Here is a 19,602-nt window from a genome sequence, read left to right as displayed (position 1 = left end):
CCCTTTAAAAACTACATACCAGCGTTTTCATCTACCCATTTTAGGTATTCGATGATATTTTTGATCTCTTCATCGCTCATATGCTGATTTGGCATTCTAAGATTAAAGTAATCAATCATTGATTTAATGTAGTCATCATTATAGAACTTAGCAGGATCTTTGATAAATTCTGCTACCCATTTTTCGCCGTTTTCATGTCTTAGTAAAACACCAGTTAGGTCTGGACCTGAGCTTACTTGACCAATAACGTGGCAACCATTACAACCACCTTTTAGATAAGCCTCTTCACCTTTTGCAGCAGCTGGACTCATCGGAGTTGCGATCTCTTTAGCTAGGTTATTTTTGGCTCTTAAGCCAACATCAGCTGTTTTTACCATGTATTGCCATACTTGGTACTCCCAAAGGATAGCGCCGTTTACGTCGCCTTTTTTGTAAGCTTCGTCAGCTTTAGCTTTTACCTCTTTGATGTGGCCGTATTGATCAAGTGCGTCATCAACCAAAGCTTTTACTTTTGGATATTTCTCATAATGTTTCTCTTTTAGGTATTTAACAACCTCTTGGATAACATCGTCAGTTGCCTTATTAGTTGCGATTACTTTGTCGTATTCAGCTTTTAAAGCTTCTGGGCTTAGAGTTTTTAGCTTGTTATTTTTTGCAGATTCATATTTTTTACTTGGATCTTTAACAAGTAAATAACCCATCATCTCTAGGTGAAGCGCTGAACAAAACTCGGTGCAGTAGTATGGGAAGACACCTTCCATATCAGCTACGAAATTTACTGAAGCAGTTTTGCCAGGTTCAAGTGAAGCGTGAATGTTGTAAAGGTCGATGCCAAATCCGTGAGTCTCATCTTGAGCGCGCTCTAGGTTTGTTAAGTGAATTGTTACGTTATCACCTTTATTTACCTCGATGTGCTCTGGGTTGATGTGGCTTCTGATCATTGTCGCATAGACAGTTACATTTTTTCCGTTTCTTTCAACTCTTTCTTGACCAGCTAGAGTTGCATATGGGCTAGCCTCGCCTGTTCTTGAGTTTGTGCCCATATTGTAAGTAAGCGCTGGGCTTAGTTTGCTAGCAGCTATTGACACAACATCGTGTGGCTCGCCAAGTGGTATTGGCATATCATAGATTAGATCCATTTTTGCACCAGTGATGTCTATTAGCTGGTGGTTTTGTGGATGAAGTGGGCCAACTGGGCTAAAGCGATCGATTGAAAGTTTATCAAGAGCGATTGCATATTTACCAACTGGTTTTGCTGATTTGCCTTCCATTGTATCAAGGTGGCCGATATTGTAGTGAACATTTATCTTATCAAGCACTTTTAAATTTTTATAGTCCCATTTTACGATTTGACTATCAACGTAAAGTGATGTATAAAGTACGCCATCTTGTGAGTCAAATGATGTATGCAGTGGTCCAAGGCCAAGTTCGACTTGTCCGTGCATTGACTTTTCTCTATCTAAGATAGGAATTCCGTATGGGTCAGTGCCAGCATACTCTTTTTTATCGATTAGCTCTTTGATCTTTCTAAAGTCATAAACTGATGCGTGAGTATCAAGCTTACCGCCAATAATGATATATCTACCGTCTGGGCTTACGTCACAACCATGTGGGCTCTTTGACTCTGGGATCAAAAATAACGCACCTGCTTTTACAGCAGCGTCTATTGTAACTACCTTGTGGCCATTTATAACTTTATAGTTTTTCTTGTCTTGAACAAGTTTTTCTAAAATTTTCCAGTTATAAACGTGCAAGAAGTCAGTGTCATTTCTACTTGCACCTGCTTCAAATGGAGGAAGACCTTTTTCGATACCGCCAGTATACATCTCAGTATTTATTGAGTTTGTAAAGCCCCAGCCGTAGCTTTCGCCTTTACCAGCATCACTTAGATCTTGCCAGTATGGAGGAAGCTCAAGAGAAAATGACTCTTTCTCATCGATCTTACCTTTTGGATAGTCAAATTTCCAAAATGTTACAGCGCCTCTATAGACTGCTTCATAGTCGTCTATTGAGTGATAGTTGTTATCAAGTGGAGCTGCATATTGGCTAGCTTCGATAACATACTCGCTATTTGGAGTGATGAAGCTACCGCCGTGCTCACTCTTCATGATAGGGTTTACAACGATTTGAGTTGTCTCAAAGTCATGCAAATTTATAACTGCGATTCTTGGGTTAGCCTTATCGTTGATAAATAGATAATCACCAACATACTCACCATTTTTCTCAGTGAAATTTGGGTGGTGTGTATCGCCCCATGTTATCTCTTTACCCCTGATGTTGCCTTGTTTCAAAACAGCTTTTGACTCATTGTCATAGCCATATCCTTGCCAAGGCTCTGGTGTGAAAACGCCGATGTATTTATAAATTCTCATCGACGGAACGCCATAAACTAGCACTTGACCGCTTTGCCCGCCAGATGAAAAGACGATGAAATCATCTTTTTTACCGCTAGGCTGATAAGTTTTAGCAGCTGCAAGGACATCTTTTTCGCTTAGCCCACGCTCTTTCATGACTTTTTCAAGGTCACTACTAGCAGCACAAGCAGTAGTTAAAGATAGCCCAAGCAACGCAGCACTTGCGACACAAAATAACTTTTGCATTTACTCTCCTTTTTAAAATGAATTTATCTCTAAACTCTTTATCTCATTGTCTAAATTTACGCCATTTAGGACGCCTTTATCTATAAAAATTCTTTTTATCTCATTGCCAAAAAGAGCCTTTTGTCCTTTTAACTTAAGATCTTTGTCAAATTTATAGACTACTCCATCCCCATCGCCTATAAAAATTTCATCCTCCATACACGCAAGAGCTGAAATTTTAGATTTTAAAACTTGCTTTTTGATTCCAGTTTTAAAATCTAAAATTTCTCCATCTCTAAAGCCAAGCAAAATATCATTCCCCTTAAATTTACAGGCACTAAGTGGAGCAAAACCAATACGCTTTTTCTCTTTTAAATTAAGCTCTTTATCAAGCAAAAATGCTTTGCCATTAAAGCTCGTAAAAAATAGCTCATCATCAATTGGCAAAAGGCTTGAAATTTTATAAACATCTTTATAATTTTTAGTTAAAAGTTTATTTAGATTTTTATCAAAAACGCCTATGCTGACCTCATTTGCCATATCGCAAGCTACGTAAATTTTATTTTTAATTGCCATAATTTGCGAAATTTTACAGCCGACATTTGGCATGGCAAATAAAAAATTTCTCTCATTTGCCACCTCGATAATCTCATTATTTAAATTTGCGATATAAAAGAATTCTCCATCATTTCCGCACTCTTGATTTTTATAAATCGTCTCTTTTAGATCCAAATTTTTAATCTGCCCATCTTTTATAAAAACGATGCTTTGGTTGCTTTCATTAATAAAGCAGCCTAATTGCTGGGCAAAAGCTGTTATTAAAAACAAACTTATACAAAGCAGAAATCTCATAATCCAAGGCACTTTCATCATAAATTTAATAAGTAAAAAAACTATACATACTTAACTCTTAAAAGCAAATTAGCGATTAATTTATTTTTTTAAGCTTTTAAAGAAAAATATCAATAAATTTTTTTAAATTTTATTATTTACATTATATAGACATTATGATTTAATCAATACTAATATAGTTTTAATAAAATTTATTATCTATTGAATCACTTATTTTTAGTGCTAATTTGTATAATAATTTAAATTTGAATTATTTCTTAAGAAAATTATTTAAATTAGATAATTATATTAAGCAATGAGAAATCTTTAGTATTTAAGTAAAAAGCTAAATTTTATACATTTGATATATTTTTAGCTTAAAGCCATTGGTAATTTAAATTTGTTTAAATAGGCTATAATCCGCCAAAAAAGGAGAGATAATGCTAACGCATTTAGATGAGAAAGATCGTCCAAAAATGGTCGATGTAAGCCCAAAAGATCCAACTAAAAGAGTAGCAACTGCTAGCGGGATCATCAAGATGAGCAAAGAGGCCTTTAGAGCGATAAAAGAAAATACTGGCAAGAAAGGCCCAGTCATCCAAACAGCTGTCGTTGCTGCGATAATGGGTGCAAAAAAGACAAGTGAGCTAATCCCGATGTGCCATCCACTAGCTATTTTAGGTGTAGATTGTGATATCGAAGAGCTATCTGAAATTTGTGCTTTTAAGCTTTATGTGAGCGTAAAAATAGAGGGCAAAACAGGTGTTGAGATGGAGGCATTAACTGGCGTTAGCGTGGGGCTTTTAACCATTTATGATATGGTAAAAGCTATAGATAAAAGCATGCAGATAGATAACATCGTGCTAGAGAGTAAAACAGGAGGAAAAAGTGGCGAGTATATGCGATCTAAATAACAAAAAGGCAAAAATTGATTACCCAACGCATTGGGAATACAAAATAATATTTGATGCAGATGTCAATGTAGAAGAAAAGGTAAAAGAGATAGTAAAAGATAGAGAATTTAAGCTAGTCTTTTCAAAATTTAGCAAAGATAAAAAGTACGCTAGCTATGACTTAGCCGTACTTGTTTTAAGCGAAGAAGAGAGGCTAGAGATATTTTCAGCACTAAAACACGAAGCAAAATACGTTTTATAAGGTAAAAGATATGAACAATTTAGAACAAAATTTACATGATTATAAAAGCAGCGATAGCTTATTAATAAGTATAAAAGCTCTTTGCAATAACTTCTTTCAAGATGCTGCAAACAAAGATATAAATGCTTTGCCAGAAATTTTAAAGGCTAAAATGAACGAACTTTATGACAAAATGAACAAAGAAGATCTCATAAATGCAAAAAATCTAAAAAGTGCCATGGAAGGAATAAATCAAGCCATTGTCGGTACTGAGGAAAAGGCACTTTACGAGCTTCTTGATAAAAAAGATGAGCTAAGTCGTGCAATAGAAGCAAAACGTGAGGAGATAAAAAATAGGCTCAAAATTTCATTTGAAGCAGCTGAAGAGGTCGTAAAAGATAGAAATTTTAGTGAAAAAGAGGAAATTTTAGAGCTTTTAAATAATGCGATCATTAGAGAAACAAGGCTTCTTGGTATCTTAAAAGAGAGCGCTCAAATCGCATTTTTGACAACTCTTGAAGGCGCAAAAGATGTCGAGGAAACAGCTGGTGCGATAGCTAAAAATATGACCTATGTTGCGATAATTGGAGGAGAGTTTAGCAAAGAGCGGATACTTGAAATTTCAAAAAACATCATCATAGCAGCGGCAAATTTAGCAGATGAGGGTCATATTTTTGCAAAAGAGTTGATAAGTGGAGCAATAAGTGGCACAAGAGATGGCATTTTAAGAGCCATAGAAAAACTTAAAGATGAGGCGAAATTTGCTCCAGATGAGCTTAGGCTAAACTCACAACTACTAAACTTAAAAAATATTGATGAAGAATTTATAGCCTTGCTTAGGGAACTTGAAAAAGAATTTGAAGGTGTAGCAAGAAATGAGATCGAAAATGTGATAAATAGCGAGCTAGATACAAATCTAGCAAAATTTAAACGCATTAGCGATCAAGCAAGAGAGCAGATAATTTCAAGGATAGAAGAGTTAAAGTCAAACGGCATGGCAAAGCTTATGAGTGAGGCAAATAATAAATTTGAAGCCCTAAAACAAGAGCTAAATGACAAGAGCAAAAAGCTAAAGCTAAATTTTGATACAAACGATAAAATCGAAGAGATCAAACAAGAGATCGCCAATCTTGAGAAAAAAGCCAATGAAAAATTTGAAGACATTAAGCAAATAGACATCAAATCAGAAGCCAAGAAATTTGGAGATAGAGCTTATCAAGCTGCAAAAGATCTGTTAAATGTTATTAAAAAAGATAAAAAAGAGGATTAAATTATCAAGCTTATCTTGAAATTTTTTCTGAAAGATACTCGAGTTATATATTCTTGCCAAGTGTGAAAATTTTCTCCACACTTGGCTTTTACTTTCTAAAGACTTAAAATCACAAAAATAGATAAAGCAAAAATGCTCCCAAAATCAAGCGGTAGATGACAAAAGGCAGCATCCTGATTCTTGAGATGATACCCATAAATAGCTTAACACAGAGATAAGCACTAACAGCACTTATGATGACACCAAGGGCGATGTCGCTCCATGGCAGAGCATTTGGGTCTTTTATGAGCTTTAAGCTCTCTAGGCCGCCAGCTAGGATGATGACTGGGATTGACATCAAAAATGAGAAATTCGCACTTCCCTTGTGGCTAAAGCCTAAAAATAAGGCCGCTGTCATCGTCACACCTGATCTTGAGACGCCAGGGATGAGCGCCACAGCTTGAGCAAGGCCGATAATAAGCGCAAATTTTATGGTCATTTCATATTCGCTTTTATTTGTCGAGCGAAGATCCGCAAAGTAAAGTGCTATGCCAAAGACGATCGTAGTAATAGCGATCACAACGCCACTTCTTGCATATTCTTCGATAATGTTGTTAAACAAAAGTCCAAAGACCCCAACTGGAATGGTAGCAAAGCCGACACACCAGACAAGCAAGCTATCGCCTACCATCTTTCTTTGTGCGATCGAGGCAAAAAAGTCACGAAGTAGCTTAAAAATCGTATCTTTAAAATAAAAAAGTATCGCACTTAATGTACCAACGTGCACTGCCACGTCAAAAGCAAGACCTTGATCTGGCCAGCCAAGTAGCTTTGGCACCAAGATAAGATGAGCCGAGCTAGATATCGGCAAAAATTCGCTTATACCTTGCACCAAGGCCAAAACAATAACGTGAGAAATTTCCATAAAATGCCTTTTTTGATTTTAGATTGCAGTTGGGGATTTTACTCCCCAAGATTAAATTTATATAAGTTCGCTAGCAAAATTTGCAAGTTTTTGCGGAGTAAATCCAAAGTGATCAAATAGCTCGTTAGCCTTTCCGCTAGCGCCAAAGCTATTCATGCCATAAACTGCATCGGCAAATTTATACCACTCATAGCCAGTTGCAGCTTCAACTGCGATGATAGTTGTGTTTTTATCTAAAATTCTAGCCACATACTCAGCTGGCTGCTCGCAAAGTAGGTCAAAACAAGGAGCTGACACGATGTTTGCACCAATGCCTTGTTCGCCAAGAATTTCAGCTGCTTTTACACAGAGTGAGACCTCGCTACCGCTTGCTATAAATGTGATCTTCGCATCTTTTGACGAGCTTAGCAGATATGCGCCGTTGCTAACCTCGCCAAATTCGCCTTTTGCAAGTGGCTCAAGCCCTTGACGGCTAAGCACAAAGGCGCTTGGAGCGTTTAAATTTAGAGCCACTTGCCAGCTAGCTGAGTTTTCGTTGCCATCAGCTGGGCGGAAAGTGTAGAAATTTGGCATCGCTCTAAATGTGCTAAGCTGCTCGATAGGCTGGTGTGTCGGACCATCTTCGCCAACGCCGATGCTATCGTGTGTGAAAACAAAAAAGTGTTTGATGCCCATGAGTGCTGCTATCCTTGCACTTGGCTTTAGATAGTCACTAAAGATGAAAAATGTCGCTGAAAATGGCAAGAAAAGGCCGTATCTTGAGATGCCGTTGTTGATAGCTGCCATGGCGTGCTCTCTGATGCCGTAGTGGATATTTTTGCCATTTGGGAAGTCGCCCATACCCTTTAGCTCAGTCTTATTTGAAGGAGCTAAGTCAGCGCTACCGCCGATAAAGCCAGGTAGTTTTTTAGCTATCTCATTTAAAATGACATGGTTTGTATCTCTTGTGGCTAGCTTTTTGTCGCTAAAGTCAGGGAATTCGATCTTACTAAAGTCTGGATTAAGAAGCGAGTTTAATAAATTTTTGCCTTCAATGCTTAGTGCCTCAACCTTTTTGTTCCACATCGCTTCTTTAAGATCGCCCTTTTCAACTGCGCCTCTAAACCTTAAAAGCACGTCCTCGTCAATGGCAAATTTCTTCTCAGGATCAAAACCAGCTGCAGCCTTTGCCTTTTTGATGATCTCTTCGCCAAGTGGGGCGCCGTGGCTGTGGTGGCTGCCTTCAAGCTCCATTGCGCCACGTGCTATGTGTGTGTTTGCGATGATGAGATATGGTGACTCTTTCTCGTTTGCCTGCTCTAACGCAAATTCGATCTGGTCATAATCGTGTCCATCGATACGTGCGACCTCCCAGCCCTGCGCCTCAAACCTAGCTTTGACGTCCTCGCTAAATGCGATCGCTGTGTCGCCCTCGATCGTGATGTTGTTTGAGTCATAAATGAGTACAAGGTTGTCTAGTCTTAAATTTCCAGCCAACGAACATGCCTCGTAGCTTATGCCCTCTTCTAGGTCACCGTCGCCGCAAAGGCAGTAAATTTTATGATCGATTATTTTATTATCTGGCTCGTTTAGCACGTTTGCAGCGTATTTTTCTGCCATGGCTAGACCCACTGCATTTGCCACACCCTGACCAAGTGGGCCAGTAGCTACCTCAACACCTGGAGTGTGAATCTCTGGGTGTCCTGGAGTGTTTGAGCCAAGTTGGCGAAAATTTTTAAGCTCATCAAGGCTTAGATCATAGCCACTTAGGTGTAAAAAGCTGTAAACCAAGCTTGATGCGTGACCACCGCTAAAAACGAGCCTGTCTCTATTTAGCCATTTTGGATTTTTTGGATTGTGTTTTAAAAAGTTGCTTAAAACCACCATGATATCAGCTAGACCCATAGGAGCACCTGGGTGTCCGCTGTTAGCGTTTTGCACCATATCAGCGCACAAAAATCTTATAGTATTGGCTTGTTTTTTTAGCATATGATCTCCTTTTATTGCGTCAGATTATACAAAAAAGTGATTAAAACTTGCCTTGCATTTTTGTCCAAAATGTCTAAATAGTGATATAAATTTTTTAAATTTTTAGCAGTAAAAAGCTAGAAATTTCTAGCTTTTATCTAAGGTGTTTATCTGTAAGCTCTAAGATCATCTTTGCTATGCCAGCGTCTATCTGATTTAGTGCCTCTTCTATTTCACCAATAAGCTCGTCTTTTTTCTTTTTTGCGCCAGATAGACCTAGTAAATTTGTAAATGAGTTTTTAGCTAAGTCGTTATGCACAGGCTTTCCAGCGGCCGCCTCGTCGCTTGTAAGATCGATGATGTCATCTTGTATCTGAAAAGCAAGGCCGAGCTTTAGGCCGATATCATAAATTTTTTCGCACTCTGTTTCGCTTAAATTTACTATCACAGCGCCCATTTTTAGGCTAGCGGCGATGAGCTTTGCGGTTTTGTGGATATGTAAAAAGACTAGCTCATCAAGGCTTAGTATCTTGCCAGATAGGCCAAATTTAGCCTTTGCTCTTTTAATGTCCTCTTTATCTGTATTTTCAAAAAAACAATCCAGCGCCTGACCTAGCACCATGCCGCTAACGCCAGCATTTTGGCTTAAAATTTCCACGCATTTTATACGTGTTTCAGCACTCAGATCAGCGCGTGAAATTTCATAAAAAGCATGCGTATTTAGCGCATCTCCTGCAAGTATCGCAGTTGTCTCGTCGTAGGTTACATGAAGCGTTGGAGTGCCGCGTCTTAGGCTTGCATTATCCATAGACGGCAGATCATCATGAATGAGCGAATAAGTGTGCATCATCTCAAGCCCTAAAGCCACTCTCATGGCCTTTTGCGTGAGGCTTTTATCCACACTTTCCACCACACCAAGAAGCAATAGTGCCCTAAAGTGCTTGCCTCCAGCCTTTAGCATAACGCCAAGTGCCTCCTCATAATAAGGATGAAAGCTAGACACCTTTGGTAAATTTTCGTTTAAAAATTTTACAAAGTCCTCAAGTAGGCTCATTTTGGCACTCTTGCAAAAAACTGAAAGTCATTTCTAGTAAATAGAAGCGTAAAATTTTTTAATTCACCAAGCTTCTCTAAAAGCTCTTCACGACTACTCACGCTCTGTTTATCAAAACCCAAAATTTTATCACCGGTCTTGATGCCAAAAATTTCTGCATTCGACTTTGGCTCGACCTTGGTAACGACTAAATCTTTATCCACCGTGATACCATAATCCACTAAAATCTTATCATCAAGCATTGTTTGTGGCTCTTTTGGCATGATGTTAAAATTTGGTATATCAAGGCTTGAAGGGGCTTCTATATCGAGGCTTTGGTTAAATTTCACCTCCCCGCTTACTGGCACTTGAAAGAGCATTTCTTGTTTATCGCGCTTCACGATGATGTCAAGCTTTGCGCCCTTTGGAGCAAAAAGTACCATCTCATTTAGCTCTCTTAAGCTCTTTGGCTTGATGCCATTTATCGTAACAAGCTCATCATCGACCATCATCATCTTGCCACGGCCCAAAGGATCAACAAGACCCACAAAAAATTTATCCTCTTTTTGCAAGAACTTCACGCCGATATCGCCGTAATAGACGTCATCATAAGATACAAAGTGCTTTAAATAACGATTTGGTATAAATTTATCAGCTCCAACAGCTATGCCTATCATCTTGCAACAAGGTGTGTTTATCTCGCCAGTTGCGTTGTACTCAAAGCTTAGCGTATCAAAGTCGCCTAAATTTTGCCCTAAAGACTTGATATGTCCCATGACGGTGTTGTTAGAGTCATTTAAGATGCCAACCCAAGTACTTTTTTTGATACGCTCCTCGTTGGTCTCATCAGCCATCACAACAGGGCTTAGCTCCTTGCTAGAGCGGACCAAAAAGAGCTGTAAATATGGGTCAAATTTGACATATTCGCCAAGTGGGGCTCCCTCGCTTTTTGGCACTGCGATTAAATTTTTAGTAATAGCCACACCAAAATGTTTATTTACTGAGACGATTGAGTTTTTGTTCTTTTCAAAGCAGGCGTTAAAGTCCTCTTGTGTAGGTCTAGGATCGGCATTTAAGTAAAGTACTGATAGCAAAAAAGCAATGGCAAATTTGTAATTTAACTTCATTTTATCCCCATCGAAGCAAGGCCACCAAGCATCCTTGAAGCGGTGTTTTTCTTATCTGCTTCAACTGATTTTAGCACGTCATTTACGGCACTTATTAATAAAATTTGCATACTCTCTTTGTCTTCAAGCAAGCTATCATCTATGCTGATATCAAGTATCTCGCCACTGCCATTTGCTCTCACGCTCACTAGTCCGCCGCCGCTTTTTGCTCCAAATTCTTTATTTTTGCTCTCTTCTTCTATCTGCTTGGCCTGTCTTTGCACATCCTCAAGCATCTGCCCCATCTTAGAAAAGTCAAATCCCTCAAACATCCGTCTACTCCTTTATGATCTCGTTTTTGTTATTTACATGCACGATGGTTGGCTTAAATTTCTTAGCTTTTTTAAATTTCATGCTAGCGTAAGCCACGATTATGACTACGTCTCCTACGCAGACTTTTCTAGCAGCTGCACCGTTTAGGCAAATTTCGCCTTTTTTGCCCTTTATCACATATGTGGCAAATCTCTCGCCATTATTTACGTCTAAAATTTCAACCTTTTGATTTTCTATCAAATTTGCAGCTTTTATAAGCTCCTCGCCGATGCTGATCGAGCCAACGTAGTTTAAATTTGCGTCTGTTACGACGGCTCTATGGATCTTGCTAGCTAAAATTTCTATATTCATTTTTACCTCTTTAAAAGCTCAATTACAACTTCTTTGTCGCTAAATGGGTGCTTGACGCCTTTTATCTCCTGATATGGCTCGTCGCCTTTGCCAAGTATGATAAGCGCCCAGCCGTGTTCTAGCTTACTAATGGCCAGTGCAATCGCCTCTTTGCGGTTGACGTTTCGTATCAAATTTTCATTTTGGCTCATGCCAGCGCAAATTTCATCGATTATGCTTTCTGGCTCTTCGCTTCTTGGATTGTCACTTGTGACGATGCAAATTCTTGCGTATTTTTGGGCTATCGCTCCCATTTTAGGGCGCTTTGTCCTATCTCTATCGCCGCCTGCGCCAAAGACTGCGATCAAATTTAGATGTCTAAGCGAGTTTAGCACCTTTTCGATACCATCTGGCGTATGAGCAAAATCCACGATGACTAGCGGATCGGTGCTAACCACTTCCATCCTGCCACTAACACCTTTAAATTTGCTTATCGCATTTGAAAGTGCAGCTGCGTCTGGATGCTCTAGTAAACAAACGGCTCCAAGTGCGGCAAGTAAGTTGTAGAGATTAAACTCGCCTTGCAAGCTTGAGTCTATCTCCACATCACCATTTGGCGTCTTGATAACTGCGTCTATGCCGTCCTTTAGCCCATAAACCACCGGTGCAAAGCTAGCTGGCTTTTTGAGCGAATACGTATAAGCGTTTTTTGGGTTAAATTTAATGCCATTATCATCAGCATTTATAAGCTTCATGCAATCATCATCAAAAAAGCTTGACTTTACCCTAGCGTACTCCTCCATGCTCTTGTGGTAGTCGAGGTGGTCTTGAGTCAAATTTGTAAAAATTTTTAGAGCAAATTTTAAGCTCTCTATGCGTTTTTGAGCTATCGCATGCGAGCTAACCTCCATCACGAAGTACTCGCAGCCTTGCTCGCTAGCTGCTTTAAGGTATGAAAGAGTCCTTAAAATAGCACTTGTCGTAAGCGCCTTGTCATCTATCTGCTTGCCCTCTATAAATGCCCCTCTTGTGCCACTTAGGCCGCATTTTTTACCTAAATTTCGCAAAATTTCATAGATAGCAGCAGCCGTTGTGGTCTTGCCATTTGTACCTGTGATGCCAACTATCTTTAAGCTTTCATCGATTTTTAAAAGCTTTTTACACTCTTCAAGGCTGATTATCTTTGCACCATTTTTTACCGCCGCCTCTGCAAATTTTGCATTTGCAGCAGTTTGTACAAAAAACGAGCCCTTTTCGCACTCGTTTGAGTCATCTGTTATGAAGCTATTTTCTACTGATATTTTCATCGTTTTGTCTTTTTTGTATCTCTTTAAAAAGCTGATCTATACGCTCATCACCGCCAAACATCACCGCCGCACTCTCAAGATAGTTTATACTCATTTCGATGAAGTCATTTTTTATCAAATTTCCCAAAAATTCTAAAAAATCATCTTTGTTTGAGATCATGACCTTGGTTGAGAACATGATATTTTCAAAGACCTTTTTGAAGCTCCCATCCTTATAAACAGCCTTTTTAAAGTCCTCATAGCTAATCGCGTCTTGCTCTTCAAAATACTCATCACTAGCCAATCTTGATTCTAAAATTTTTAAAATTTCATCCATTCCTTCATCATCTTCGCCAGCTCTTAGTTTATCCATAAAATAGTCAAATAAAAGTTTTGCTTCCTCTGCATTTTTCTCGCCAAGGGAGCAAATTTGTATCAAAAATAGTAAATTTTTATCCTGTGTCTTTTCGTAAGCTAGAGAGAAGTAAAAGATCGCTTCTTTAAATTTAGAACGTTTGAAGTATTTAATGCCTGTTTTTTTATAATCTATCAATGTCAAATTCCTCGCCAATCGGGATATTTACGACCTCAAGCTCTGGGTGAATATCCATACGAAGTTGTCTTTCGAGTCCATATTTTAGTGTAGTTGTGCTAGCTGCACATCCATGACAATGCCCTGTAAGTCTTACATAAATTTTGCCGTTTTTTATGCCAAGTAGCTCCATGCCACCGCCATCATTTTCAAGCATCGGCAGTACCTTTTGCAAACTCGCACTGACTGGTTTTAAAAGTTCTTCATCGCTAAATGGGATCATATTTTTTCCTATTAAATTTTTGGGCTATTATAGCAAAATAAAAATGCAAAAAATAATGGCTATATTTTTGCTTAGTGCTAATTTTGCTTTATAATTTAAACCTTTTTGATACGCCTAGTCAGCTTTAGTTTTTAAATATTTGAGCTAAAATTTAGTAAATTTTGATTATAAGTTTTAGGATAAAAGGGCAAATTTCGCCCTTTTTGTTTAATCTATTAGAAGCGATTTTATATCTACTTTTTGTTCAATCATCTTGCTCTCAAGCATAAATTTTTGCGTAGCTTCAAGTGCTTTTATATCTTCAGGCGTGATCTTTGGACTAAAGTCATACTGCGGATACATACTCTTTACCGCCTCTATGCTAAGCCCGGTCTCTTCAGCTGTAAATTTTAATGCCTCTTCCTCATTTGCTTTCATAAAAGCCAAAATTTCATCTTGGGCCTTTTTAAATTTTTCAACTAGATCTTTATGCTTTTTGTAAAATTCTCCGCTTGTGGCAGTAACGATGACTGGAGTGATGACGCCCTTGCCTGTTGTTACGACACTAAGTCCTGATTTTTTAGCATTATAAGCAGCTGGTCCAGCAAGAAGTGCTGCATCGACGCTACCATTTTCAAGTGCAGCTTGTGCAGCTGGGATGCCCATAGAAACGAACTCTACGTCATTTATGCTTAGACCGCCAAGAGCAAGATACCTAACCAAAAGCTCATTTAATATCGTACCTTTTGGCCCTGCTATTTTTTTACCTTTTAAGTCTTTAGCGGTTTTTATGCCTTTATCTTTAGCAAATATCGCAAAAGCTTCAGGTGCTCTTGAATAGGCACTTATAATCTTTATATCAGCTTTATTTGCTGCTGCAAGTATGACTGAAGTTCCACCCACGCAGTTTAAAAACTGAAGTGAGTTTGAAGCGAGCGCTTGCGTTTGTTTCGCACCTGAGGTGATCTCGGAGTATTCGACTGGCATGCCAAAAGATTTAGCATAAAAGCCTTTAAATTTATCGACGATTGAGGGGACATTTAGCGGCGATTTGACATAGGTCATACCGATCTTATCTAGCTCACTTGCGTTTGCGACTAGACAAAGCAAAGAGGCTGCACACAAAATCTTAAAAAACTTTCTCATATTTGCTCCTTTAAAAATTTTCCAAATTATATAACTTTTTGCTTCGTTTTGGTTTTAATTATCATTTTATAAAATGCTAAATTTCGCTCAAAATTTTACGCTTTAAATTTATTAGCTCATCGCAAAGCAAATCTCTTGGCTTAGCTAGATTTGATAGATCATAGCTTGATTTCATCCTGCCTTTTTCAAGCAAAATGATCTCATCTGCTAAATATAGGGCTTCATCGACATTATGAGTGACAAAAATGATGGTTTTACCAGCTTGAAGCTTTAAAATTTCAGCCTGCATGCTGGCTCTCGTAAAAGCATCAAGTGCCGCAAATGGCTCATCCATAAGGATCAAATTTGCTTCGTACGCAAGCACTCTAGCAAGAGAAACGCGCGAGCTCATGCCACCAGATAGCTGCGAAACAGCGGCAAATTTAAAGTCGCTAAGCCCTATCATCGATATGAGCCTATCTATCTTTGCCTCGTCTATCTCGCACTTTTTAAGTGGAAAGACTATATTTTCATAGACGTTTAAAAAAGGCATAAGCCTAGGCTCTTGAAATACAAAACCGATCTTTGCTTGCTCTTTAAAATTTATCTCGCCTAGACTTACGCCCTCAAGTCCAGCAATAAGCCTTAAAAGAGTCGTTTTACCGCAACCACTTCTGCCAAGTATAACGGTGATCTTATCTTTTTTTATAGTTAAATTTAGCTCTTTTAAAACGTCGATACGCTTGCCATTAATAAAAAAATGCTTGGATAAATTTAAAATTTCTATCATTTTTCACTTCGCAAAAGGCTAAATTTAGATATCAAAAACAAAAATATCCTATCTATGAGTACGCCACAAATTCCTATTGTAAATATGCCAACAAATATCCTATCTGCGCGCGAAAGCTCCTCAGCATCAAGTATAAGATAGCCTAGCCCGCTAGAAGCTGCGATCATCTCCGCTCCCACAATCGCTCGCATAGCGTAGCCAAAACCTATGCGCATACCGACAAAAATATCTTTTATGGCATTTTTTAGGATGATTTTGTAAAAAATTTCAAATTTACTAAAACAAAAAATTTTACCAACTTCAATAAGTTTTACATCGCAGCTAGTTAGCCCTTTTGAAATACTTAAAAACATTGGGAAAAACGATGCTAGTATGATAATAATAATTTTTGGAGTTTCGTTTATACCAAACCAAAGTACCAAAATAGCAATAAGGCTAAGTGGCGGAACATTTCTAAAAAACTCTAGTATCCACTCATAATAAATACTAGCTTTTGGAAATAGCGCCGCCACTCCACCAAAAGCAAATGCCAAAACAAAAGCAAAAGCATAACCAATAAATATACGCTTAAAGCTAATCATCACATGCGTTATTAGCTCGCCGCTTAAGCTCATGTCAAGCATCGTTTTAAGTGTCGTAATAGGACTTGGCAAGATATAGGGCGTGAAAATTTCTAGTTCACAAACGACCTGCCAGAGAGCAAAGATCACTAGGATCAAAACGCTCTTTTTAAAAATTTCTATCACAGCCCATCTCCATTGTGACAGCCATTTTCACAGTATAAAAGCTCGATGATCTGGTAGTTTTTAAGCTCGCTAAATTTATATGAAAATGCGTTTTGCATCTTTTCTTTACTGCATAAGCTTAGTGTTTTTATGCCTAAATTTTCAAAAAGTCCAGGTGGGATCGGGCTTGATTCTATTTTGCTTATTTGTAAATTTATGTCGTTTAGCTCTTTAAAATTTTTCCATGTTAAAAATGTAGTTCGCTCTAATTTTAAAGAATTTCCAAGCTCAGCCAAGTCCTCACAAGGCGTTGTTATATAAAGCCACTCATTTTCTTTTAGATTTGAGCTAAGCTCGATGGCGCTTTCTATTAAAATAGGATTTAAGTTTGAAATATTGTTTGAAAATTCTTTGAAATTTGATCTTATAAAATTTACAGCTCTTGGACAGCGACTGTCTAAAACCATGCCTTTAGAGCATAAATTTTTATATGAATTTTTGACATCACGAACATGATCTTTTTCGCACTCTACTATGTTAAAGCCCTTATTTTGCAAGAGCTCTTTTAACGCAGAGAAGTCATACATATTTTTTACAACCGGATTTAGCCAAAGTAGCTTTCTCAAGAGTTCTCCGTAATTTTAATAATAGAAATCAAGATTCTATCATTTAAAAATTTAAAACAAGTAAAAAGAGCCACTTATGACTAAAATCACAAAGATAAGCGGTGCAAAAAACTAAATTTAGCCTACACTTTTATATCTAATTTCTTTTTTTGCTCCACTTTTTCCATTAGCTTTAGTATATCAACTCCATTTTTCTCAAGCTGCATTAGCTCCTTAAGATAGGCAAATTTCTCATCTTTGTTGATGTCGTAAGTAGCCAGTTTCTCGCTTCGTCCGATCACTGAAGCATAGACTTTGTTGCCATCAAGTTTGTCTGTATTTTGCACATTATAAAGCGAGAGCACGCCCTCTACCACCTCTTTAAAATCCGCCCCACTCTTCATGCCAGCTTTCATAAGCGTAAGAAATCTCTGTCTACTCTCTTCGTCAGTGAAATTTATATTTTGTAGAGTCTGATACTCAACTGGAGGCTTATTAGTGCTAGTTAGCATGGAGATAGCCTTTTTGCCTATCGTAATGCTCTCCACACCGACTCTTTCGCCAAGATACTGCCTAAGTGCATAATCAATCCACTTATCTTTAAACTCATCTATGCTTAGGTCTTTATCAAGTATCTCAAACCCTTCCACGTGGCTCTTGTGACCAAGCCCAAGAAGTGTGTTATCAAGTTTTGATGTATACTCTTTTGCAAAGAGATCGACATCTGTTGGATAATATCCTATGATCTCTTCGTGAGCTCTGCCAAAGCCAAGTGCTTTGGTCTGATTGATAAAATTTTTGAGATCATTTACCTCATCTTGACTGACTTGTTTGTCGTACCCCATGAGCTTGCCCCAGATGCTTATCTTACCATTAGCAGCTATGCCTGAGAGCGAGAAATTGCTAGCAAATGTTAGATTCTCACTATTTTTTTGAAATTTTGTCGTATTTGTTTCATTTAAATTTATTGGCTCACCTCTAGTATCGATATGACTTTTTCGTTTATCAACCAAACCGATAGATAAATTATTTAAAGAATTTTTGCCTATATTTGGTTTAGTATTATTAGTATCAAGCTCTTGCGCTCTACTACTTTGCGAGCCAACATAAAAATTTGTGCCAACTCCATTTATGCCACCTATCATCTCAAATCCTTTGAAATTTATAAGATATTTGAAACAAATATCGTCTTTATAAAATAAAATTTTAGCATAGAGTTCAAAGGTAAAAATTTAAAATATATGATTTTAGATTAAAGGATTTACAACTTTTAACTATAAAATTTATGGTTTTGGTTAATAATTTTGGTAGATAATTAAAGAAATTTATAGCTTTAAAAACTTTTGGAAAAAGGATTTTATTTTAAAGGTAAGAGAATTTTATATTCAAGAAATTAAAAAAAGAGAGCCGAAGCTCTCTAATAATTATTCAGCTACTAGCTCTATATAAGCCATCTCTGCTGCGTCGCCTCTGCGAACACGAGTCTTGATGATTCTTGTATAGCCGCCATTGCGCTCTTTAAATTTTGGAGCTACTTCAGTAACTAATTTATTTGTTGTTTCTTTATCTTGTAAAGAAGCAAATACTGCTCTGTGAGCGTTAGAGTCACCTTTTCTGGCTCTTGTAATTAGCTTCTCAACATAGCTTCTAAGCTCTTTTGCTTTTGGTAAAGTCGTCTCTATCTTTTCGCTTTTGATGATAGCTATCGCCAAATTTTTAAGCAATGCAGATCTATGAGATGACGTTCTACCAAGTTTTCGATATCCGTGTTTATGTCTCATCTATTGTCCTTTTATTCTTTTACACTCATTTGTGCTTTAAGCTCGGTTATTTTCTTTCTTAGTTGCTCTTTGCCATCCTTTAACACATCGGCACCAACTGGATAGCCTATCTCCTCCATAACCGCTTTAATCTCTTCAAGAGATTTTTTACCTAAATTTTTAAGCTCTTTAAGCTCATTTTCGTCCATTAATGCAAGCTCGCCAATAAATCTAATATCAGCTTTGTCAAGGCAGTTAAAACTTCTAGCGCTTAAATTTAGATCTTCTACACTAGAAAGTAGCTTTGAAAACTCACCGCCTGCACTTGAGCTAGCAACTGGAGTACTAACATCAATATCTAAAATTCCTTTAAATACTGACATTTGTTGATACATAGCTTCTAAACAATTTTTAAAAGCCTCTATCGGACTAACTTGACCATCAGTTGTTATAGTAAATACAATCTTTTCATAGTCTGGATCATCCTCAACCAAGACATTTTGTATATCGTAAACTGCTTTTTTAACAGGTGTAAAGAAAGCATCAAGTGCGATATAGTCGTCTTCGATCTCTTCTCTAATCTCTTCACTAGGCACATATCCGATACCTTTTTGAATGATAACTGAAAAATTTAACTCAGCATCTTCGTTTATTGTAGCAAGGTATGCGTCTGGGTTAACGATCTCAACTAGATCATTATTTAGATCAGCCCCAGTTATCTCTTTTGGTCCTTTAAAGCTATACTCTATAACTTCGCGCTCACTGGTGCTTTTTAATTTAAATCTGATCTTTTTCAAATTTATAATAAAAAATGCTACGTCCTCAAGCATGCCGCGCATACTATCAAATTCGTGGCTAACGCCCTTGATCTTTACACCAATAGGTGCAAAACCTACTGTACTTGTGTAAAGAAGGCGGCGTAATGGGTGAGCCAAGGTAACAGCATAGCCCGCCTCAAAAGGATATGCTGTAATGTTAGCAACATTTTCACTAACACTTTTAACTTCAATTTCAGTTGGCATATAAGCTGATGTAGTAATCTTTCTCATC

Annotated in this window: 21 protein-coding genes; 3 read left to right on the top strand and 18 right to left on the bottom strand. The window is 37.8% G+C overall.

All coding sequences use genetic code 11. The features are described 5' to 3' along the window. Window positions 1-11: 11 nt before the first annotated feature. Both nosZ and CVS84_RS06525 read right to left on the bottom strand, forming a co-directional pair. Entirely contained in the window at window positions 12-2,600 is a 2,589-nt protein-coding gene (gene nosZ, locus CVS84_RS06530) for a Sec-dependent nitrous-oxide reductase (protein WP_107691625.1), read from the bottom strand. Window positions 2,601-2,612: 12 nt separating this feature from the next. Further along, a complete protein-coding gene (locus CVS84_RS06525) occupies window positions 2,613-3,431 on the bottom strand; it encodes an ATP-dependent protease (protein ID WP_107691624.1) in 819 nt (272 codons plus the stop codon). A 416-nt stretch (window positions 3,432-3,847) separates the two neighbouring features. On the opposite strand from CVS84_RS06525, the gene moaC reads away from it, so the two are divergent. From moaC to CVS84_RS06510, 3 genes are read left to right on the top strand one after another with little or no spacing between them, the layout of a single operon-like run. Further along, entirely contained in the window at window positions 3,848-4,324 is a 477-nt protein-coding gene (gene moaC / locus CVS84_RS06520; RefSeq protein ID WP_181000622.1) for a cyclic pyranopterin monophosphate synthase MoaC, read from the top strand. Continuing rightward, window positions 4,299-4,565, top strand: coding sequence for a DUF493 domain-containing protein (locus CVS84_RS06515; RefSeq protein WP_021091143.1), 267 nt, complete (start codon window positions 4,299-4,301; stop codon window positions 4,563-4,565). The genes moaC and CVS84_RS06515 overlap by 26 nt, the downstream gene beginning before the upstream one ends. A gap of 10 nt (window positions 4,566-4,575) precedes the next feature. After that, a complete protein-coding gene (locus tag CVS84_RS06510; protein ID WP_107691623.1) occupies window positions 4,576-5,814 on the top strand; it encodes a hypothetical protein in 1,239 nt (412 codons plus the stop codon). 109 nt (window positions 5,815-5,923) lie between these two features. Here CVS84_RS06510 and CVS84_RS06505 read toward each other — a convergent pair whose 3' ends face one another. The 16 genes from CVS84_RS06505 to CVS84_RS06430 form a co-directional block, all read right to left on the bottom strand. Beyond that, window positions 5,924-6,718 carry an undecaprenyl-diphosphate phosphatase gene (locus CVS84_RS06505; protein ID WP_107691622.1) on the bottom strand — a complete coding sequence of 265 codons (795 nt, stop codon included), beginning with the start codon at window positions 6,716-6,718 and terminating at the stop codon, window positions 5,924-5,926. A 57-nt stretch (window positions 6,719-6,775) separates the two neighbouring features. Continuing rightward, window positions 6,776-8,686, bottom strand: a complete 1,911-nt coding sequence (gene tkt / locus CVS84_RS06500; RefSeq protein ID WP_107691621.1) for a transketolase — start codon at window positions 8,684-8,686, stop codon at window positions 6,776-6,778. Between the two features lie 133 nt (window positions 8,687-8,819). Then, window positions 8,820-9,719: a polyprenyl synthetase family protein gene (locus CVS84_RS06495; protein WP_107691620.1), complete on the bottom strand. Its 900-nt coding sequence runs from the start codon at window positions 9,717-9,719 to the stop codon at window positions 8,820-8,822. After that, window positions 9,716-10,825: a PDZ domain-containing protein gene (locus CVS84_RS06490; protein ID WP_107691619.1), complete on the bottom strand. Its 1,110-nt coding sequence runs from the start codon at window positions 10,823-10,825 to the stop codon at window positions 9,716-9,718. Before CVS84_RS06490 ends, CVS84_RS06495 begins: the two co-directional genes overlap by 4 nt. After that, window positions 10,822-11,136 (bottom strand): YbaB/EbfC family nucleoid-associated protein, encoded by a 315-nt coding sequence (locus CVS84_RS06485; RefSeq protein ID WP_054197266.1) that lies wholly within the window; start codon window positions 11,134-11,136, stop codon window positions 10,822-10,824. Before CVS84_RS06485 ends, CVS84_RS06490 begins: the two co-directional genes overlap by 4 nt. Before the next feature lie 4 nt (window positions 11,137-11,140). After that, window positions 11,141-11,488 carry an aspartate 1-decarboxylase gene (gene panD / locus CVS84_RS06480; protein ID WP_002941539.1) on the bottom strand — a complete coding sequence of 116 codons (348 nt, stop codon included), beginning with the start codon at window positions 11,486-11,488 and terminating at the stop codon, window positions 11,141-11,143. A 2-nt stretch (window positions 11,489-11,490) separates the two neighbouring features. After that, window positions 11,491-12,774 (bottom strand): UDP-N-acetylmuramoyl-L-alanyl-D-glutamate--2,6-diaminopimelate ligase, encoded by a 1,284-nt coding sequence (locus CVS84_RS06475; protein ID WP_107691618.1) that lies wholly within the window; start codon window positions 12,772-12,774, stop codon window positions 11,491-11,493. Continuing rightward, window positions 12,752-13,306, bottom strand: coding sequence for a histidine kinase (locus tag CVS84_RS06470; RefSeq protein ID WP_103604578.1), 555 nt, complete (start codon window positions 13,304-13,306; stop codon window positions 12,752-12,754). Before CVS84_RS06470 ends, CVS84_RS06475 begins: the two co-directional genes overlap by 23 nt. After that, a complete protein-coding gene (locus tag CVS84_RS06465) occupies window positions 13,293-13,568 on the bottom strand; it encodes a NifU family protein (protein WP_021091089.1) in 276 nt (91 codons plus the stop codon). Before CVS84_RS06465 ends, CVS84_RS06470 begins: the two co-directional genes overlap by 14 nt. 207 nt (window positions 13,569-13,775) lie before the next feature. Continuing rightward, window positions 13,776-14,693: an NrtA/SsuA/CpmA family ABC transporter substrate-binding protein gene (locus tag CVS84_RS06460; protein ID WP_107691617.1), complete on the bottom strand. Its 918-nt coding sequence runs from the start codon at window positions 14,691-14,693 to the stop codon at window positions 13,776-13,778. A 76-nt stretch (window positions 14,694-14,769) separates the two neighbouring features. Further along, window positions 14,770-15,462 (bottom strand): ABC transporter ATP-binding protein, encoded by a 693-nt coding sequence (locus tag CVS84_RS06455; RefSeq protein WP_107691616.1) that lies wholly within the window; start codon window positions 15,460-15,462, stop codon window positions 14,770-14,772. Continuing rightward, complete coding sequence (locus CVS84_RS06450; RefSeq protein ID WP_107691615.1) at window positions 15,459-16,208, bottom strand: ABC transporter permease; 750 nt, start codon at window positions 16,206-16,208, stop codon at window positions 15,459-15,461. The genes CVS84_RS06455 and CVS84_RS06450 overlap by 4 nt, the downstream gene beginning before the upstream one ends. Then, window positions 16,205-16,813, bottom strand: a complete 609-nt coding sequence (locus CVS84_RS06445) for a hypothetical protein (RefSeq protein WP_107691614.1) — start codon at window positions 16,811-16,813, stop codon at window positions 16,205-16,207. Before CVS84_RS06445 ends, CVS84_RS06450 begins: the two co-directional genes overlap by 4 nt. 122 nt (window positions 16,814-16,935) lie before the next feature. Continuing rightward, entirely contained in the window at window positions 16,936-17,937 is a 1,002-nt protein-coding gene (locus tag CVS84_RS06440) for a hypothetical protein (protein WP_107691613.1), read from the bottom strand. 279 nt (window positions 17,938-18,216) lie between these two features. Continuing rightward, window positions 18,217-18,573 (bottom strand): 50S ribosomal protein L17, encoded by a 357-nt coding sequence (rplQ, locus tag CVS84_RS06435; RefSeq protein WP_002941584.1) that lies wholly within the window; start codon window positions 18,571-18,573, stop codon window positions 18,217-18,219. Window positions 18,574-18,584: 11 nt separating this feature from the next. Continuing rightward, window positions 18,585-19,601: a DNA-directed RNA polymerase subunit alpha gene (locus tag CVS84_RS06430; RefSeq protein ID WP_087578016.1), complete on the bottom strand. Its 1,017-nt coding sequence runs from the start codon at window positions 19,599-19,601 to the stop codon at window positions 18,585-18,587. Between the last annotated feature and the right edge of the window lies 1 nt (window position 19,602).

This window comes from Campylobacter concisus (genome assembly GCF_003048575.1).
Classification (GTDB): Bacteria; Campylobacterota; Campylobacteria; order Campylobacterales; family Campylobacteraceae; genus Campylobacter_A; species Campylobacter_A concisus_U.
This window is presented reverse-complemented; position numbering and strand designations above follow the sequence as displayed.

Coding starts and splice junctions, on each gene's coding strand:
- panD (WP_002941539.1), bottom strand. CDS start 11,488: ATGAATATAGAAATTTTAGCTAGCAAGATCCATAGAGCCGTCGTAACA.
- CVS84_RS06440 (WP_107691613.1), bottom strand. CDS start 17,937: ATGATAGGTGGCATAAATGGAGTTGGCACAAATTTTTATGTTGGCTCG.
- CVS84_RS06485 (WP_054197266.1), bottom strand. CDS start 11,136: ATGTTTGAGGGATTTGACTTTTCTAAGATGGGGCAGATGCTTGAGGAT.
- CVS84_RS06505 (WP_107691622.1), bottom strand. CDS start 6,718: ATGGAAATTTCTCACGTTATTGTTTTGGCCTTGGTGCAAGGTATAAGC.
- nosZ (WP_107691625.1), bottom strand. CDS start 2,600: ATGCAAAAGTTATTTTGTGTCGCAAGTGCTGCGTTGCTTGGGCTATCT.
- CVS84_RS06430 (WP_087578016.1), bottom strand. CDS start 19,601: ATGAGAAAGATTACTACATCAGCTTATATGCCAACTGAAATTGAAGTT.
- CVS84_RS06460 (WP_107691617.1), bottom strand. CDS start 14,693: ATGAGAAAGTTTTTTAAGATTTTGTGTGCAGCCTCTTTGCTTTGTCTA.
- tkt (WP_107691621.1), bottom strand. CDS start 8,686: ATGCTAAAAAAACAAGCCAATACTATAAGATTTTTGTGCGCTGATATG.
- rplQ (WP_002941584.1), bottom strand. CDS start 18,573: ATGAGACATAAACACGGATATCGAAAACTTGGTAGAACGTCATCTCAT.
- CVS84_RS06495 (WP_107691620.1), bottom strand. CDS start 9,719: ATGAGCCTACTTGAGGACTTTGTAAAATTTTTAAACGAAAATTTACCA.
- CVS84_RS06490 (WP_107691619.1), bottom strand. CDS start 10,825: ATGAAGTTAAATTACAAATTTGCCATTGCTTTTTTGCTATCAGTACTT.
- CVS84_RS06455 (WP_107691616.1), bottom strand. CDS start 15,462: ATGATAGAAATTTTAAATTTATCCAAGCATTTTTTTATTAATGGCAAG.
- CVS84_RS06510 (WP_107691623.1), top strand. CDS start 4,576: ATGAACAATTTAGAACAAAATTTACATGATTATAAAAGCAGCGATAGC.
- CVS84_RS06525 (WP_107691624.1), bottom strand. CDS start 3,431: ATGAGATTTCTGCTTTGTATAAGTTTGTTTTTAATAACAGCTTTTGCC.
- CVS84_RS06465 (WP_021091089.1), bottom strand. CDS start 13,568: ATGATCCCATTTAGCGATGAAGAACTTTTAAAACCAGTCAGTGCGAGT.
- CVS84_RS06475 (WP_107691618.1), bottom strand. CDS start 12,774: ATGAAAATATCAGTAGAAAATAGCTTCATAACAGATGACTCAAACGAG.